The 16,996-nt window shown below is 63.7% G+C and carries 15 protein-coding genes; 13 read left to right on the top strand and 2 right to left on the bottom strand.

All coding sequences use genetic code 11. The features are described 5' to 3' along the window. The first annotated feature begins 46 nt into the window (after positions 1-46). The 13 genes from NKH97_RS10110 to NKH97_RS10050 all read left to right on the top strand — a co-directional run bounded on the left by NKH97_RS10110 (position 47) and on the right by NKH97_RS10050 (position 15,146). Positions 47-1,105, top strand: coding sequence for a LacI family DNA-binding transcriptional regulator (locus tag NKH97_RS10110; protein WP_023810081.1), 1,059 nt, complete (start codon positions 47-49; stop codon positions 1,103-1,105). Further along, positions 1,102-2,703 (top strand): acyl CoA:acetate/3-ketoacid CoA transferase, encoded by a 1,602-nt coding sequence (locus NKH97_RS10105; protein WP_128303132.1) that lies wholly within the window; start codon positions 1,102-1,104, stop codon positions 2,701-2,703. The genes NKH97_RS10110 and NKH97_RS10105 overlap by 4 nt, the downstream gene beginning before the upstream one ends. Next, positions 2,696-3,472: an enoyl-CoA hydratase/isomerase family protein gene (locus NKH97_RS10100; RefSeq protein WP_128303133.1), complete on the top strand. Its 777-nt coding sequence runs from the start codon at positions 2,696-2,698 to the stop codon at positions 3,470-3,472. The genes NKH97_RS10105 and NKH97_RS10100 overlap by 8 nt, the downstream gene beginning before the upstream one ends. Positions 3,473-3,482: 10 nt before the next feature. Next, complete coding sequence (locus tag NKH97_RS10095) at positions 3,483-4,994, top strand: aldehyde dehydrogenase family protein (RefSeq protein ID WP_352440929.1); 1,512 nt, start codon at positions 3,483-3,485, stop codon at positions 4,992-4,994. A 57-nt stretch (positions 4,995-5,051) separates the two neighbouring features. Next, positions 5,052-6,305 (top strand): ABC transporter substrate-binding protein, encoded by a 1,254-nt coding sequence (locus NKH97_RS10090; protein ID WP_352440928.1) that lies wholly within the window; start codon positions 5,052-5,054, stop codon positions 6,303-6,305. Between the two features lie 104 nt (positions 6,306-6,409). Further along, entirely contained in the window at positions 6,410-7,366 is a 957-nt protein-coding gene (locus NKH97_RS10085; protein ID WP_352440927.1) for a carbohydrate ABC transporter permease, read from the top strand. After that, positions 7,363-8,307: a carbohydrate ABC transporter permease gene (locus tag NKH97_RS10080; protein WP_023810088.1), complete on the top strand. Its 945-nt coding sequence runs from the start codon at positions 7,363-7,365 to the stop codon at positions 8,305-8,307. The genes NKH97_RS10085 and NKH97_RS10080 overlap by 4 nt, the downstream gene beginning before the upstream one ends. A 4-nt stretch (positions 8,308-8,311) precedes the next feature. Beyond that, complete coding sequence (locus tag NKH97_RS10075; protein WP_023810089.1) at positions 8,312-9,427, top strand: ABC transporter ATP-binding protein; 1,116 nt, start codon at positions 8,312-8,314, stop codon at positions 9,425-9,427. Between the two features lie 88 nt (positions 9,428-9,515). After that, on the top strand, positions 9,516-11,033 hold the full coding sequence (locus NKH97_RS10070; RefSeq protein ID WP_352796425.1) for a GMC oxidoreductase: 1,518 nt from the start codon (positions 9,516-9,518) through the stop codon (positions 11,031-11,033). Next, entirely contained in the window at positions 11,030-11,791 is a 762-nt protein-coding gene (locus tag NKH97_RS10065) for a 3-ketoacyl-ACP reductase (protein WP_128303139.1), read from the top strand. Before NKH97_RS10070 ends, NKH97_RS10065 begins: the two co-directional genes overlap by 4 nt. 12 nt (positions 11,792-11,803) lie before the next feature. Next, positions 11,804-13,432, top strand: a complete 1,629-nt coding sequence (locus tag NKH97_RS10060) for a GMC family oxidoreductase (protein ID WP_352796422.1) — start codon at positions 11,804-11,806, stop codon at positions 13,430-13,432. Between the two features lie 17 nt (positions 13,433-13,449). After that, positions 13,450-13,758 carry a Dabb family protein gene (locus NKH97_RS10055; RefSeq protein ID WP_352774445.1) on the top strand — a complete coding sequence of 103 codons (309 nt, stop codon included), beginning with the start codon at positions 13,450-13,452 and terminating at the stop codon, positions 13,756-13,758. 152 nt (positions 13,759-13,910) lie between these two features. Next, positions 13,911-15,146 carry an MFS transporter gene (locus tag NKH97_RS10050; RefSeq protein WP_081738768.1) on the top strand — a complete coding sequence of 412 codons (1,236 nt, stop codon included), beginning with the start codon at positions 13,911-13,913 and terminating at the stop codon, positions 15,144-15,146. A gap of 7 nt (positions 15,147-15,153) precedes the next feature. Here NKH97_RS10050 and NKH97_RS10045 read toward each other — a convergent pair whose 3' ends face one another. Next, positions 15,154-15,999, bottom strand: coding sequence for an EamA family transporter (locus tag NKH97_RS10045; protein WP_013529691.1), 846 nt, complete (start codon positions 15,997-15,999; stop codon positions 15,154-15,156). Further along, the gene (locus NKH97_RS10040; protein ID WP_352796418.1) at positions 15,996-16,898 is read right to left on the bottom strand and encodes an endonuclease/exonuclease/phosphatase family protein; all 903 of its coding nucleotides are present in this window, start codon (positions 16,896-16,898) and stop codon (positions 15,996-15,998) included. The genes NKH97_RS10045 and NKH97_RS10040 overlap by 4 nt, the downstream gene beginning before the upstream one ends. Between the last annotated feature and the right edge of the window lie 98 nt (positions 16,899-16,996).

The following is a 16,996-nucleotide window of genomic DNA, read 5'->3' as shown; positions in this document are numbered from 1 at the left end:
GAACGTTCCAATAGTTTGGGCCTGCAATCGAGGAGGATGCATCTGGATGGCCAACCGGGCCAAGGCGACGATATTCGACATCGCCCGCGAAGCAGGCGTGTCCAAATCGACGGTATCGCTCGTGCTCCAGGGCAGCGGACTGATCCGGCCCGAAACAGCGAGCAAGGTGCGCAAGGCGATCGAGGATGTCGGTTACGTCTACAACCGCGGCGCCGCCAATCTGCGCAAGGCGCACTCCAACGTCATCGGCATGGTCATCAACGATCTGACCAATCCTTTCTTCGCCGAACTGGCGGTCGGCATGGAACGCGTCTTTCAGTCGGCCGGCATCGTGCCGTTCATCGCCAACACGGCGGAAAATCCGGTGCGCCAGGAAGAAGTGCTGAAGTCGCTGATGGAGCAAGGCGTCGCCGGTCTCATCGTCTCGCCGGCTCGCGGCACGACGCCGGGCGCCTTCAGGCGGATCGAGACGGCGGGTCTGCCGGTTGTCTTCGCCATGCGCCGGCTTCCCGAGAGCCGCATCCCGGTGATCGCGCCCGACAATCATCGCGGCGCCTATCTCGCCACCGCGCATCTGATCGGCAAGGGACATCGCCGGCTGGTCTTCTTCGGCGGCTCGTCCGACCTGGTGGTCTATCACGAGCGGCTTGGCGGATTTCGCGAAGCCTGCGAGACGCAGGGCATCGCCGCCCGCGACGCACTTGTCGTCGAGGGCGAGACCAGCCGCAGAGGTGGTATAGCGTGCCTGGAAACCGCTCTCGCTATGGCTGAGCCGCCGACCGCGGCGCTCTGCTTCAACGACGCTGTCGCCTTTGGCGCCATGCTGGCGCTGCGCAAGCGTAGGCTTGAGCCGGGAACTGATTTCGCCATCGTCGGTTTCGACGACGTGGCCGAGGCCGAGCATTACATGCCGGCGCTGACCAGCGTCGCGGTGGACTCGGCCGGCCTCGGCGAACGCGCCGCCCATGTCATGCTGAAAATGATCCAGTCGCGCACCACGCGGGCCGAGGACCATATCGGCGCGGTCAATCTGGTCGTCAGGGAAAGCTGTGGCCCGGATCGCCGCACCCGAAACAGGACGGCCGGTTCGGGGAGCATGAATTGAGCAAGGTCGTTTCGGCAGCGCAGGCAGCGGGCCTGATCAAGGACGGCATGGTCGTATCCGTGTCGTCGTCGAGCGGTCTCGGCTGTCCGGACGCGGTGCTTGCCGCGATCGGCGAACGCTTCGATGGGGAAGGCCACCCAAAAAATATCACCACACTTCACCCGATCGCCGCCGGCGACATGTACGGCATCAAAGGCATCGACCATCTGGCCAAGCCCGGCCTGCTGAAGCGTACTTTGTGCGGCTCCTACCCGTCCGGCCCCTCCTCTTCCGAACCGCCGCAGATCTGGAAGATGATCGGCGACAATTCGGTCGCCGCCTACAACGTGCCGTCCGGCATCCTGTTCGACATGCACCGCGAAGCGGCCGCCAAGCGGCCGGGCGTGCTGACCAAGGTCGGTCTCGACACCTTCGCCGACCCGCGCCACCAGGGCTGCGCCATGAACGCCGCCGCCAGCGAGCCGATCGTTTCGGTGCAGCAGTTCGACGGCGAGGAATGGCTCTATTTCCGCTCCATCGTGCCGCAGGTCTCGATCATCCGCGCCACGTCAGCCGACGAGCGCGGCAACCTCACCTATGAGCATGAGGGTGCCTATCTCGGCGGCCTCGAACAGGCACTCGCCGCCCGCAACAATGGCGGCATCGTTATCGCGCAGGTCAAGCGCGTCGTCGAAAACGGCACGCTGAAACCGCATGACGTGCGCGTGCCGGGCGTCCTGGTCGACCACATCGTCGTCGCGCCCGACCAGTTGCAGACGACGCTGACACCCTATGACCCGGCCATCTCCGGAGAAATTTTCCGGCCGCTGTCGAGCTTCCGCACGCCGGAGATGAACGTCCAGAAAGTGATCGCGCGCCGCGTCGCCATGGAGTTGCGCGACGGCATGGCCGTCAACATCGGCTTCGGTATTTCTGCCAATGTCCCTCGCATCCTTCTCGAGGAAGGACAGCACGGCAAGATTACCTGGGTGATCGAACAGGGCGCGGTCGGCGGCGTGCCGCTGCTCGACTTCAAATTCGGCTGTTCGTCGAACGCCGACGCCTTCATGCCCTCGCCGCACCAGTTCATCTATTTCCAGGCCGGCGGCTTCGACGCTTCGCTGCTGTCCTTCCTGCAGATCGATCGCCATGGCTCGGTCAATGTCTCGAAGCTTTCGGCGCGCCCGCATGTCACCGCCGGCGCCGGCGGCTTTGTCGACATCACCGCACGGGCGAGGAAGATCGTCTTCTCCGGCTTCTTCAACGCCGGCGCCAAGCTGTCTCTGGCCGATGGCGGTATCCGCATCGAGCAGGAGGGCAAGGTCAAGAAGGTGGTCAACGAGGTCGAGCACATCTCGTTTTCGGGGAAGCGCGCGGTCGCGCAGGGGCAGGACATCACCTATGTCACCGAGCGCTGCGTGATGAGGCTCACGCCGGAGGGCCTGGTCGTCACAGAACTCGCACCCGGCATCGATCTACAGCGCGATGTGCTGGCGCAGTCGGAAATCCCGTTGGGCGTTGCCAAGGACCTCAAGACGACACCGGCAGCCCTCTATCAGGAGCAACCGATAGGCCTGTCACTGAATGGCGGCGCCTCGCTCGGAGGCGCGCATGGCTGAGCCTCTCGTCACCTTCAAACAGGATGGCGCCCTCGGCATCGTCACGCTGCGCCGGCCGGAGAAATTCAACGCACTGGATATCCCCATGCTTCGCGCGCTCGAAACAGCGCTCGACGAAGCGGAAGCGGCCGACGGCGTGCGCGTCGTGCTCATCCGTGGCGAAGGCAAGGGCTTCTGCGCCGGCGGCGATGTCGAGGCGTGGGCGCGGATGAGTGCCGCCGATTTCCAGGTGCAATGGGTGCGCTATGGCCACCGCGTCTTCGACCGCTTGGCGCGGCTGCGGCAGCCGACCATCGCCGTCCTGTCCGGCCATGCGCTGGGCGGCGGCCTGGAGTTGGCTGTGGCTTGCGACTTCCGCGTGGCGGAAACACAAGTGAAACTGGGCTTCCCTGAAACTTCGATCGGTGTCGTGCCCGGCTGGTCAGGCACGCAGCGCGCCGTGCGCCGCTTCGGCGCGCAGACGGTGCGCCGCATGGCGCTCGGCGGCGAGATCTTTCTCGCCCCCGAGGCACTCGCTCTGGGCATCGTCGACCGGGTGGTCGCGACTGGCAAGGCATACGACGAAGCAAGGGCGTGGGCGGAAAAGATCGCCGAGCGCGGCCCGCTGGCGACCGAAGCCGCCAAGCTGATGATCGCGGTCGCCGAAGGCGAGGAAAGTGCCGCCGCCACCGAAGCGCTGGCCAGCGGCTTCATCGCCCTGACCGGAGATCTCAAGGCCGGCGTCGATGCCTTCAAGGCCAAGCAGAAGCCAGCCTTTTCGAGATCCTAGAGGAAAACAGATGAACGCCCCCCTCAAGATCGCCATGCCGGCCGAGGCGGCTGCGGCACCGAAAGCGTACAGACTGCTGATCGACGGCAAGCATGTCGATGCCCGCGACGGCCGCACGATTGCTCGAAATAGCCCCGGCCACGGCTTCACCGTCTCGCACTACGCGCAGGCCGGCGCGGCCGAAGTGGAAGCCGCTGTGCAGGCCGCCCACAAGGCGTTCGAGACCGGTCGATGGCCGCGCATGAAGGCAGCTGAGCGTGCCGCGATCCTGCTCAAGGCGGCTGACCTGATCGAGGGCCGGCTGGAAGAGATCGCCCGGCTCGATACACTGGAATCCGGCAAGCCGATCGCCCAGGCGCGCGGTGAGATTGGCGGCGCCGTCGACATCTGGCGCTACGCCGCCTCGCTCGCCCGCACGCTGCACGGCGAAAGCTATGCCAATCTCGGCGATGCCATGCTGGGCGTCGTGCTGCGCGAGCCGATCGGCGTCGTCTCGATCATCACGCCGTGGAATTTCCCGTTCCTGATCGTCAGCCAGAAACTGCCCTTCGCGCTCGCCGCCGGCTGCACGGCGGTGGTCAAGCCGAGCGAAATGACCTCGGCGTCGACCTTTGTGCTCGGCGATATCCTAATGCAGGCCGGCCTACCCCCCGGCGTCGTCAACATCCTGGCCGGCTTTGGTGCCGACGTCGGCGCGCCGATGGTCAGCCATCCCCTGGTCGAGATGGTCTCGTTCACCGGCTCGACCCGCGTCGGCAAGATGACGATGGCCTCGGCCGCGCAATCGCTGAAGAAAGTCTCGATGGAGCTCGGCGGCAAGAACGGTCAGGTCGTCTTCCCGGACGCCGACCTCGAAGCGGCCGCCGATGCGGCGGTGTTCGGCGGCTTCTTCAATGCCGGCGAGTGCTGCAATGCCGGCAGCCGGCTGATCGTGCACGAGGCGATCGCCGACGATTTTCTCAGCGCTGTCAAGGCGCTTACCGCCAGGGTTACGGTCGGCGATCCGCTCGATGACCAAACCAAAGTCGGCGCGATGATCTCGTCCGACCATCTGAAGAAGGTGGCCGGCTATGTTTCTGCCGCTGAAGGCGACGGCAGCCAGGTTTACAGCGGAGGCAAGCAATTGGCCTCCAATGTCGGCCAATATCTCGATCCCACCATCATTCGCGACGTCACCGAGGAGATGGCCATCGCCCGCGAGGAAGTGTTCGGCCCGGTGCTCTCGGTGCTGACATTTGAATCGATTGAAAAGGCGTTGCACATCGCCAACGACACGCCTTATGGTTTGGCGGCGGGCGTGTGGAGCGCCAGCATCGACACCTGCATGTCGGTGGCGCGTGGGGTGCGTTCGGGAACCGTTTGGGTGAACACGTTCATGGAAGGTTATCCCGAGCTGCCTTTCGGAGGCTACAAGCAGTCCGGTCTCGGACGCGAACTCGGCAAACGCGCCGTCGAGGATTATACCGAGGAAAAGACAATCCAGTTTCATCGCGGCCAGCGCACCGGGTGGTGGGTCGGCTGAGTTGAGAAGAACCCGGCGGCATCCGCCGGTCGTGTAATGCAACAAGGGAGGAAGTACATGTTGCGCAAACTGCTTATCGGAACGGCTCTCGCGTCGGGCCTGGCTTTCACAGCCCACGCCGAGGACGTCAAGGAAGTCCAGATGCTGCATTGGTGGACCTCGGGCGGCGAAGCGGCTGCTCTCAACGTCCTCAAGGGCGACCTGGCCAAGGAAGGCTATGCCTGGAAGGACGTGCCGGTGGCCGGCGGTGGCGGCGATGCCGCCATGACCGCGCTTAAGGCGATGGTCGCGGCCGGCAATTATCCGACCGCCTCGCAGATGCTCGGCTACACCGTGCTCGACTACGCCGCTGCCGGCGTCATGGGCGACCTGACCGAAACGGCGAAGAAGGAAGGCTGGGACAAGTCCGTTCCGGCAGCCCTGCAGAAGTTTTCGGTCTATGACGGCAAGTGGGTCGCGGCTCCGGTCAACGTTCACTCGGTCAACTGGCTGTGGATCAACAAGGCCGTCCTGGACAAGATCGGCGGCACCGAGCCGAAGACCTTCGACGACTTCGTTGCCCTGCTCGACAAGGCCAAGGCGGCAGGGGTGATCCCGCTCGCTCTCGGCGGCCAGAACTGGCAGGAAGCCACCATGTTTGACTCCGTCGTGCTGTCGACCGGCGGACCCGAGTTCTACAAGAAGGCCTTCAATGACCTCGATGACGAGTCCCTGAAGTCCGACACGATGAAGAAGTCGTTCGATAACCTCGCCAAGCTCGTCACGTATGTCGACCCGAACTTCTCGGGCCGCGACTGGAACCTTGCCACCGCCATGGTCATCAAGGGCGATGCTCTTGTGCAGGTCATGGGCGACTGGGCCAAGGGCGAGTTCAACGCCGCCAAGAAAACGCCGGGCACCGACTTCCTGTGCTATCGCTTCCCGGGCACCGACGGCTCGGTGATCTACAACTCCGACATGTTCGGCATGTTCAATGTTCCGGACGACCGCAAGGCCGCCCAGGTCGCGCTGGCCACCGCCACCCTGTCGAAGAGCTTCCAGTCGGCCTTCAACGTCGTCAAGGGTTCGGTTCCGGCCCGTACCGACGTTCCGGACACCGACTTCGACGCGTGCGGCAAGAAGGGCATCGCCGACCTGAAGGCAGCTAACAAAGGCGGCACGCTGTTCGGCTCGCTCGCCCAGGGCTATGGCGCGCCCCCGGCGGTCGCCAATGCCTATAAGGATGTCGTCTCCAAATTCGTCCATGGTCAGATCAAGACCTCGGACGAAGCCGTGACCGAGCTGGTCAAGGCGATCGACGACGCCAAGTAAGCGCCACGCGCCAAAAACGCCTTCCCCGCTCCGGCGGGGAAGGCCCAGATCCGCGAACTTATATCCGCGAAGCTGGTTGGCCGCGAGTCGACGGGAGGAGCCCCATGAGCACGGTAGCGACAAGCCAGATCAAGCTGACGCCGGAGCATGCGTGGCCACGCGCCTCGGTGCGCTCACGCCTGCAGGACGCATTGCCGAAGATCGTGCTGGCGCCCAGCTTTGCCATCACCATCGTCTTCGTCTACGGCTTCATCCTGTGGACGATCTATTTGTCCTTCACCAATTCCAAGACCTTCCCATCCTATGTCATCACCGGCTCGCGCGCCTATCAGCGACTGTGGGGCTGGACCTTCGACACCGACCCGCCCTCGAGCTGGTACACGTCGATCACCAATATGGGCATCTTCGGCTTTCTCTACATCTTCATCTGCCTGGCGCTCGGCCTGTTCCTGGCCATCCTGCTCGACCAGAAGATCCGCGGCGAAGGCGTGCTGAGGCCGATCTATCTCTACCCGATGGCGCTGTCCTTCATCGTCACCGGCGTCGCCTGGAAATGGTTCCTCGATCCCGGCCTCGGCCTCGAGCAGACCTTGCATCAATGGGGCTGGACGAGCTTCCATTTCGACTGGATCAAGAACAAGGATTTCGTCATCTACACCGTGGTCATTGCCGGCGTCTGGCAGGCCTCCGGCTTCATCATGGCGATGTTCCTGGCCGGCCTGCGCGGCATCGACGGCGAGATCATGAAGGCGGCGCAGATCGACGGCGCCACCACCTTCCAGCTCTACCGCCGCATCGTCATCCCGCTGCTGCGGCCGATCTTCCTGTCGGCCTTCATCGTGCTCGCGCACCTCGCCATCAAGTCCTACGATCTGGTCGTGGCGCTGACCAGCGGCGGCCCCGGCGGCTCGGCCTGGCTGCCATCCAACTTCATGTATGAGTACACGTTCAAGCGCAACGAAATGGCCGTCGGCTCGGCCAGCGCCGTGATCATGCTGATGACCATCGTCGCCATCATCGTGCCGTATCTCTATTCGGAACTGCGGGAGAAGCCGCGATGAGCGCCGTCACCACTCCCGCCCGCCAGGCCTCCGGCGGCGTCAACGTCAAGGTTATCAACCGCATCGTCATCTACGGGCTGCTGGCGCTGTTTGCGCTATTTTATCTGATGCCGCTGTTCGTCATGCTGGTGACCTCGTTCAAGACCATGGACGAGATCCAGAACGGCAACATGCTGGCGCTGCCCAGGGCGCCGACCTTCGATCCGTGGCTGAAGGCCTGGGGCGAGACCTGCGTCGGCCTCACCTGCGCCGGCATCAAGGGCTATTTCTGGAACTCCATCAAGATGGTCGTCCCGGCCGTCCTGATCTCGACGATGCTCGGCGCGCTCAACGGCTACGTGCTGACCAAATGGCGTTTTCGCGGGGCAACGCTGGTGTTCGGGCTGATGCTGTTCGCCTGCTTCATCCCGTTCCAGTCGGTGCTGCTGCCGATGGCGACCATCCTCGGCAGCCTCGGCCGCTTCGGCGTCACGCTGCAGAATGCAACGGGAACCAGCTTTGGCCTCGGCAACCCGACGGTCAACCTCGTCTTCGTCCACGTCGTCTACGGCATCGGCTTCACCACGCTGTTCTTCCGCAACTACTATGAGGCGTTCCCGACCGAACTGGTCAAGGCGGCACAGGTCGACGGCGCCTCCTTCTTCCAGATCTTCCGGCGCATCATGCTGCCGAATTCAATGCCGATCTTCGTCGTCACGGTGATCTACCAGTTCACCAACATCTGGAACGACTTCCTGTTCGCCTCGGCTTACGCCGGCACCGGCGACGCGATGCCGATGACGGTGGCGCTCAACAACGTCGTCAACACCTCGACCGGCGTCGTCGAATACAACGTCAACATGGCCGCCGCGATGATCGCGGCACTGCCCACCCTTCTCGTCTATGTGCTCGCCGGCCGCTACTTCGTGCGTGGTCTCATGGCTGGCGCCGTCAAAGGATGATCTGATGGCTTTTCTGGAAATTGATGGTCTGAGAAAGCGCTTCGGCCAGGTCGAGATCCTCAAAGGGATCGATGTCGAACTCGAGAAAGGCGGCTTCCTGGTGCTGGTCGGCCCTTCCGGCTGCGGCAAGTCGACCTTGCTCAACACCATCGCCGGCCTGGAGACGATCACGTCTGGCGAAATCCGTGTCGACGGCCGCACCATCAACGATCTGCACCCCTCCAAGCGCGACATCGCCATGGTGTTCCAGAGCTATGCGCTCTACCCGAACATGACGGTGGCCGGAAACATCTCGTTCGGCATGGAGATGCGCGGCGTGCCGGCGGCGGAGCGCCAGAAGGCCATCGACAAGGTGGCCAAGGTGCTGCAGATCGGCCACCTCTTGCAGCGCAAGCCGAGCCAGCTTTCGGGCGGCCAGCGCCAGCGCGTCGCCATGGGCCGGGCGCTGGTGCGCGACCCAAAACTGTTCCTTTTCGACGAGCCATTGTCCAACCTCGACGCCAAGCTGCGCGTCGACATGCGCATCGAAATCAAGCGCCTGCACGCCACCACCGGCACCACCATCGTCTACGTCACGCACGACCAGATCGAGGCGATGACGCTGGCCACCAAGATCGCGGTCATGCGGGATGGCGAGGTGCAGCAGTTCGGCACCCCGGCCGAGATCTACAACAACCCGAGCAATCTCTTCGTCGCCGATTTCATGGGCTCGCCGGCGATGAACCTGATCCCGGCGACCATCGGCACGTCAGGCAATGCGCTGTCGGTCGTGCTGCAGCGCGAGGCGCGCGAGCCGATCTCGCTGCCGATGGCGAATGCGCCGGCGGGCCTGTCGGCATTCCAGGGCAAGCCGATTATCTTCGGTGTCCGCCCCGAAGCCCTGACCGATCCGGAAGGTGCCGAGCGCAACGCCTCGCACATCGCAACCGCCGACTGTCACATCGAGGTCGTCGAACCGGCCGGCTCGGATACCTTCGCCGTCACCAATCTCGGCGGCAAGGGCGTGGTGGCGCGGCTGCGCGCCGATGCCAACATCCAGCCGGGCACCAACACGCCGCTCGCCTTCAACCTGACCAAGGCGGTGTTCTTCGATCCGGCGACCGAGACCCGTATTCGCTAATGTATGTCGCCCAAAAGTGGATCCGGTTTTGGGGCAACGACATGCATCAAAACAAGAAACTAAAGCGCGTCGGGACGCGATTTAGGCCATGACAAATCCGGACATCGTCATCATCGGCTCCGGCATTGGCGGCGCCACGATCGCCTCCGGCCTTGCCGGCAGCGGCGCCTCGATCCTGATGCTGGAGCGCGGCGAGCCTTTGCCGGCGACGCCGCACACACGTGACACGCGCTCGATCTTCGTCGATGGCCATTATCGGCCGAAGGAGATGTGGCGCGAAGCCGGCGGTGCCGCCTTCAATCCGGGAAATTACTACTATGTCGGCGGCAATTCGAAATTCTACGGCGCGGTGCTGATCCGCTACCGCAAAGAGGATTTTGCCGCCATGGAGCATTTCGGCGGCGTCTCGCCGGCCTGGCCGTTTTCCTATGACGAGTTCGAGCCCTGGTATTCGAAAGCCGAACAGCTGTTTCGCGTGCGCGGCACGCTGGGCGAAGATCCGACCGAGCCGTTCCATTCGGTCCCCTACGCCTATAAGCCGGTGCCCGACGAGGCACCGATTGCCCGCGCCCGCGCCGAACTTAAGGGGCTCGGCCTGCATCCCGCCTCGCTGCCGCTCGGTGTCGACATCGAAACCTGGCTGAAGGAGGGCAAGACCGGCTGGGACGCGTTTCCCAACACCGGTCAGGGCAAGGTCGATGCGCAGACCGGACCGCTGACGGCGGCGCTGACCGACCAGAACATTCGGCTCGAGACTGGCGCCTATGTTGAATATCTCGAAGCCTCGGCGAATGGCAAAACCATCGCCGCGATTCACTATCGCCAGAACGGCGAACTGAAGAAGGTGTCGCCGAAGCTGGTCATCCTCTCCGCCGGCGCGGTCAATTCCGCCGTCATCCTGCTGCGCTCGCCCTCGCCCAACAACAGCAAGGGAGGTGGCAAAGGCCTAGCCAACCGCTCCGACCAGGTCGGCCGCAATTTCATGAACCACAATTCAAGCGCCATGCTGGCGATCGACCCGCGCCGCCGCAACGATGCCGTCTACCAGAAGACTTTGATGCTGAACGACTATTACCTGTCCGACGGCAAGGGCGGCAAGCCGCTCGGCAACGTCCAGCTTCTCGGCAAGATCGACGGCAACATGCTGCAGGCCAACGTCAAGTATACACCGAAATTCGCGCTCGATTTCATGGCCGGCCATGCCGTCGACTGGTACCTGATGTGCGAGGATTTGCCCGATCCGGAAAGCCGCATCATGGTTGATGGCAAGGACATCGTCATGCAATGGCGGCGCTCCAACATGCAGTCGCTCGACGGGCTGACCAAGGTGATGCGCGAGAATTTCCGCGCCTGCGGTTATCCCATCGTTCTCTCACGCCCCTTCGACAAGCGCACGCCGTCGCACCAATGCGGCACGATAAAGATGGGGGACGATCCGGCGACGGCGGCGCTCGATCCGTTCTGCCGCTCCTTCGATCACCGGAACCTGTTCGTTGTCGATGGTAGTTTCCTTCCGAACTCGGCGGCGGTCAATCCGGCATTGTCGATCGCCGCGCAGGCGCTCCGCGTCGCGGACCACATCCGCAAGACGGACCTCGCCGCATGACCCGCCCCTCCGCCATCGTCACCGGCGGCGCGCGCGGCATCGGCCTTGCCTGCGCCCAGGCGTTGGCGGATGTCGGCTTCGATATTCTGATCGCAGATCTTGCCGAAACAGCCGCTGATGGACTTGCCACCGACATCACCAAGCGTGGCGCGAAGTTCGCCTATGTCCGTTGCGACATCGCCGATCTCGCCAGCCACACCGCACTTGTCGATGCCGCGATGCGCGCCTTCGGCCGTATCGACTGCCTGGTCAACAATGCCGGCATCGGCGCCGTGGTGCGCGGTGACCTCTTGGACCTCAAGCCGGAGAATTTCGACCGCACGCTGGGCATCAATCTGCGCGGCACCGTCTTCCTCAGCCAGGCCGTCGCCAAGGCGATGCTGGCTGCGCCAGGCGATCACCAGAGGTCGATCATCACCATCACCTCGGTCAGCGCCGAAATGGCATCGTCGGAGCGACCGGATTACTGCATCTCGAAAGCCGGGCTTTCGATGTGGGTGAAGAACCTGGCGCTGCGGTTGGCGCCCGAAAACATCGGCGTGTTCGAGGTGCGGCCCGGCATCATCCGCACCGACATGACTTCAGGCGTGACCGCCAAATACGATGCCCTCATCGACAGTGGACTGGTGCCGGCCAAACGCTGGGGCGAAGCATCGGACATCGGTGCGGTGGTGGCGACGCTCGCCGGCGGCAGGCTCGGCTTTTCGACCGGCTCGATCATCAATGTCGATGGCGCCCTCTCCGTGCCGCGACTATAAGTGGACAGTGTCATGACCGACTACATCATCGTGGGCGCCGGTCCGGCCGGCTGCGTTCTGGCCAACCGATTGAGCGAGGATCCGGCAAATTCGGTCCTGCTGCTGGAAGCCGGCGGCAAGGACTGGCATCCCTATATCCACATGCCTGCCGGCTTTGCCAAGATGACCAAGGGTATTGCTTCCTGGGGCTGGTCGACCGTGCCGCAGAGTCATATGAAGGACCGCGTCTTCTGGTACACGCAGGCTAAGGTGGTCGGCGGCGGCTCGTCCATCAATGCCCAGATCTACACGCGCGGCAACGCCCGCGACTACGACGACTGGGAGAAGGAAGAAGGCCTCGCCGGCTGGGGCTATCGCAATGTATTGCCCTATTTCAAGCGCGCTGAGAACAACCAGCGCTACGCCAACGATTTTCACGGTGACCAGGGCCCGCTCGGCGTCTCGAACCCGATTGCGCCGCTGCCGATCTGCGAGGCCTATTTCCGTGCCGGGCAGCAGATGGGCATCCCCTTCAACCCGGACTTCAACGGCGCTGCCCAAGAAGGCGTCGGCTATTACCAGCTGACCCAGAAGGATGCCCGGCGCTCGTCCGCTTCAGTCGCCTATTTGAGGCCGATCCGCGCCCGCAAGAACCTGACCGTCCGAACCGATGTGCTGGTGACGCGCATCGTCGTCCAGAAGGGCCGCGCCATCGGCGTCGAAATTGTCGACAGACCGGGCGGCGAGAAGAAAATCCTGCGCGCCGAGCGCGAGGTGATCGTCTCGTCCGGCGCCATCGGCTCGCCGAAACTCTTGATGCAGTCGGGCATCGGCCCCGCCGACCATCTGAAGTCGGTCGGCGTCACGCCGGTGCACGACCTGCCCGGCGTCGGCTCCAACATGCAGGACCATCTTGATCTGTTCGTCATCGCCGAATGTACGGGCGATCACACCTATGACAACTACGCCAAGCTGCACCGCACGGCCTGGGCCGGCCTGCAGTATCTGCTGCTGAAGAAAGGGCCGGTGGCCTCCAGCCTGTTCGAGACCGGCGGCTTCTGGTACGCCGACCCGACCGCCGCCTCGCCCGACATCCAGTTTCATCTCGGCTTGGGTTCCGGCATCGAAGCCGGCGTCGAGAAGCTGAAAAACCCTGGCGTCACCCTGAACTCGGCTTTCCTGCGTCCGCGTTCGCGCGGCACGGTGCGGCTGAAGAGTGCCGACCCGGCCGACCACCCGCTGATCGATCCGAACTATTGGTCCGATCCCTATGACCGCGCCATGTCGATCAAGGGGCTGCGGCTGGCCCGCGAGATCATGCGGCAGAAGGCGCTTGCCCCTTACGTGCTGCGCGAGGTGCTGCCCGGCCCGTCACTCGCCAGCGACGACGAGCTGTTCGACTATGCCTGCCGCAGTTCCAAGACCGACCACCATCCGGTCGGCACCTGCCGCATGGGCCATGATGATATGGCTGTCGTGACGCCGGATCTGCGGCTGCGCGGCATCGAGGGCCTGCGCGTCTGCGACGCCTCGGTGATGCCGCGCGTGCCTTCATCCAACACCAATGCGCCGACCATCATGGTCGGTGAAAAGGGCGCCGACCTGGTCCTTGGCCGCGAGCCGCTGCCGCCGGCGGTGTTTTCCGGAAACCGGGCTGCTTAGCCACTGAGGAGTAAGACATGATCAGGCACTGTGTTTTCGTCAAGCTGCGCAACGATGTCGACGCCACCGAGCGCACGGCGATCCATGCCGATCTCGAGGCGCTGCGACAGGTGATCGACGGCATGGACGCAGTAAAATTCAGCGCCAATGTCAGCCCGGAGCCGTTCGCACGCGGCTTCACCCACGGCTTCACCATCGATTTCCGCGATGCTGCCGCGCGCGATGCCTATCTTGTGCATGAAGCGCACCAGCGCGCCGGCGCGCGCCTGTTCGCTGCCCTGGAAGGCGGCACGGACGGACTGCTGGTGTTTGATCTCGAAATCTAAACCTACCCTCAAGCCACGATCGAGTTCATCGACAGATGGCACCGGTCGGTCTCATCGCACCTTCCGCCATTCCTGCGGGCGTTCGATCAAATGAGCCACGCGAAAACGTGACCACCGGTCTTCCCTGAACTGGCCGATAATTCCCCCCATCGATGATGATGGAGGAAGATTTGCCCCTTAATTCGCAGCAGAAGAAGACCGTCCTTGCCTCATTCCTGGGCTGGACGCTCGATGCTTTCGATTTCTTCCTTCTGACATTCCTGCTCACCGATATCGCGACCGAATTCCACGCCGACGTGCCCGCGGTCTCCAAGGCGCTGTTCCTGACCTTGGCGACACGCTTCATCGGCGCGTTCTTCTTCGGCATGCTTGCCGACAAATACGGGCGCAAGCCGATCCTCATGCTCAACATCGTCAGCTATTCGGTGATTGGCGCGCTGGCCGCCTTCTCGCCCAATCTCGGCATATTCCTCGCCCTGCGTGCTTTGTTCGGCATCGCCATGGGCGGCGAATGGGGGCTTGGCAGTTCGCTGGCCATGGAGTCCATTCCGCCGAGCGCACGCGGCATGGTCTCCGGCATCCTGCAATGCGGCTATCCGGCCGGCTATCTGCTGGCGGCGGTGGTCTATGGTCTGCTCTATCAGCAGACGATCGGCGGCTACACGATCGGCTGGCGTGCCATGTTCCTGCTCAGCTTCGTGCCGGCGCTGATCGTGCTCTTCATCCGCTCGCATGTGCCGGAATCGCCGGCCTTCGTCGAAGCGCAGAAGACCGCGAGACCGGGCATGTGGGAAACCCTGCAGAAACACTGGGGCGTCGCGCTCTATGCCGTCGTGCTGATGATGTTCTTCAATTTCTTCAGTCATGGCACGCAGGACCTCTACCCTACCTTCCTGAAGAAGCAGCACGGCTTCGATCCGCATACGGTGAGCTGGATCACCATCGTTGCCAATATCGGCGCCATCGTCGGTGGCCTGGCGTTCGGCGCGTTGTCCGAGAAGATCGGCCGCGTCAACGCCATCACCCTGGCGTGCCTGATCGCCCTGCCGTCTATTCCGCTGTGGGCCTACAGCACCACGCCGTTCATGCTCGCCATCGGCGCCTTCGTCATGCAGGTCGCGGTCCAAGGCGCCTGGGGCGTCATCCCGGTGCACCTCAACGAGCTTTCGCCTGGCGCGGTGCGGGCGACCTTGCCCGGTTTCATCTATCAGGCGGGTAATCTCGCCGCATCCTATGGCGGACCCTATCAGGCAGGAATCGCGGAAAGCGCCGGAGGCAGCTATGGCTATGCCCTGGCGCTGTTCGCAGGCGTGGTCGCCGTCTGCATCATCGTCGTCATCCGCTTCAGCCCGGAACGACGTGGCCAGGTGATGACGGTCCTGACCTGAGCGGCGCCTAACCAAGCCTCAGTGCGACGACGCCGGCCACGATGCTGAGCGCGGCAGCACCGCGCCAGCCGGTCATTTTTTCGCCGAGAGCGAAGACCGAGATCATCATGGCAAACAGGATCGAGGTTTCACGCAGCGAGGCCACGGAGGCGATCGGCGCCTTGGTCATCGCCCACATGACGATCCAGTAGGCGGCCCCACTGAGCACGCCCGTGAACAGCCCTGCCTTCCAGTCGCGCGCCAGCACCGGCAGCGCCTTCGGCCCGCGGAAGATGAGGCACAGCACCAAGGCGCCAAAAGCATCGCAGATGAACAGCCAGGCTGCATAGCTCTGCGCGGTTGCCGCCAGCCGCGCGCCGCTGCCGTCGGACAGCGTGTAACTGGCAATGAAGATGGAAGTGCCCAGCGCGAAGCCGACCGCGCGCAGATTGAGCTTTTCCAGATGCGCGCCGCCACGAAACGACATCACCAGCGTGCCGGCCGACAACAGGAAGATGCCGAGCATGGCGAACGGGCCGGGGATTTCGGCAACGACGAACATGCCGCCAAAGGCCGAGAGCAGAGGTGCGGTGCCCCGCGCCAGCGGATAGGTCTGGGCGAAATCGCCGGCCTTGTAGGCGCCGATCAGGAACGTCCGGTAGCCCATGTGGAAAATGACGGAGGCGATGATGTAAGGCCACACTTCCGCCTTCGGCACTTCGACGAAAGGCAGCACCACGAGTGCCGCCGCGCCCATGCCGAGCGTCATCAGCGTGATCGACAGGAAGCGGTCGAGATGCACCTTGACCAGCGCGTTCCAGATCGCGTGCATGGCGGCGGCGGCAAGCACTGCGAAGAAGACGAAAAGCGTCATGTGGCAATGCCGGGCGTTTCCAGGTCGATGTCGACCCGCAGCGGAAAATGATCCGACGCAACCTCGCCGATGTCGGCACTGATCGAACGCACCCGCCCGGCGAACATGCCGCCGACGAAACAATGGTCGAGCCGGCGTTTTGCCAGCCTGCCGTCGATGGTCTTCACATGGGTGTGGAAGTCCGGAACCGGCTCCCCGGCAACGGCGGCGGCATCGACGAAACCGTCAAGATAGGCGGCACCCCGATGGTAGGGCGTGCTGCCGACGATGCGGCGATATTCGGCGCTGCCCGGCTCCATGTTGAAGTCACCCATCCAGATCGCCGCCAGCGGGTTTTCCGGCTCCGCTTCGCCGCTGGTCCAGTTGCGCGTGGGCTCGTCGTCGACGCCGCTCCACGGCCCGCCATCGGACGGTGCCCGGCGATGCTCGGCCAGGAGATAGTCGATCTGCTCCAGCCGCTCCTCGGCCGCGATATGGGCGAGATGCAGCGACAGCACCCGCACCGGCCCTGCCGGGGTGCGGATCATGCATTCAAGTGCTGCATTGCGGGTGTTGAGCGGCCGCTGCGTACGGCGCATCGGCAGCGCATGCAGCCGCGACCAGACGATCGGCAGTTTCGACAGCACCATGGTGCCGAACTGGCGGCGCCGGTTGATCAGACGGCCGTCGCGCCTTTCGCTGGCATCCATGTCGAAGGCCGGGCCGTAGACCCAATGATAATCCGGTAGCAGACGGGAAAGCAGCTCCGGCTGGTCGTCGAAATTGCTGCGCTGCCAGTGCCGCTCGACCTCTTGCAGCGCAATGATGTCGGCGCCGGCAACGATGCGCGCGGCGCGCGAAAGATCGTAGCGGCCATCGCCGCCGAACCCGTACTGGATGTTGTAGCTGACCAGCTTCATTGCGTATCCGGCTCAATTTCGTGTTGGCAGTAGCGGTTCGATGCCACGGTTGCAATGTGCAGGAGAATGGATGTGGCTTGGACCAGCCTTGCCCTTCA

The organism is Mesorhizobium sp. M0870 (genome assembly GCF_040319775.1).
GTDB lineage: Bacteria > Pseudomonadota > Alphaproteobacteria > Rhizobiales > Rhizobiaceae > Mesorhizobium.
The sequence above is the reverse complement of the archived record's forward strand: the minus strand, read 5'-3'. Positions and strand labels throughout refer to the sequence as shown.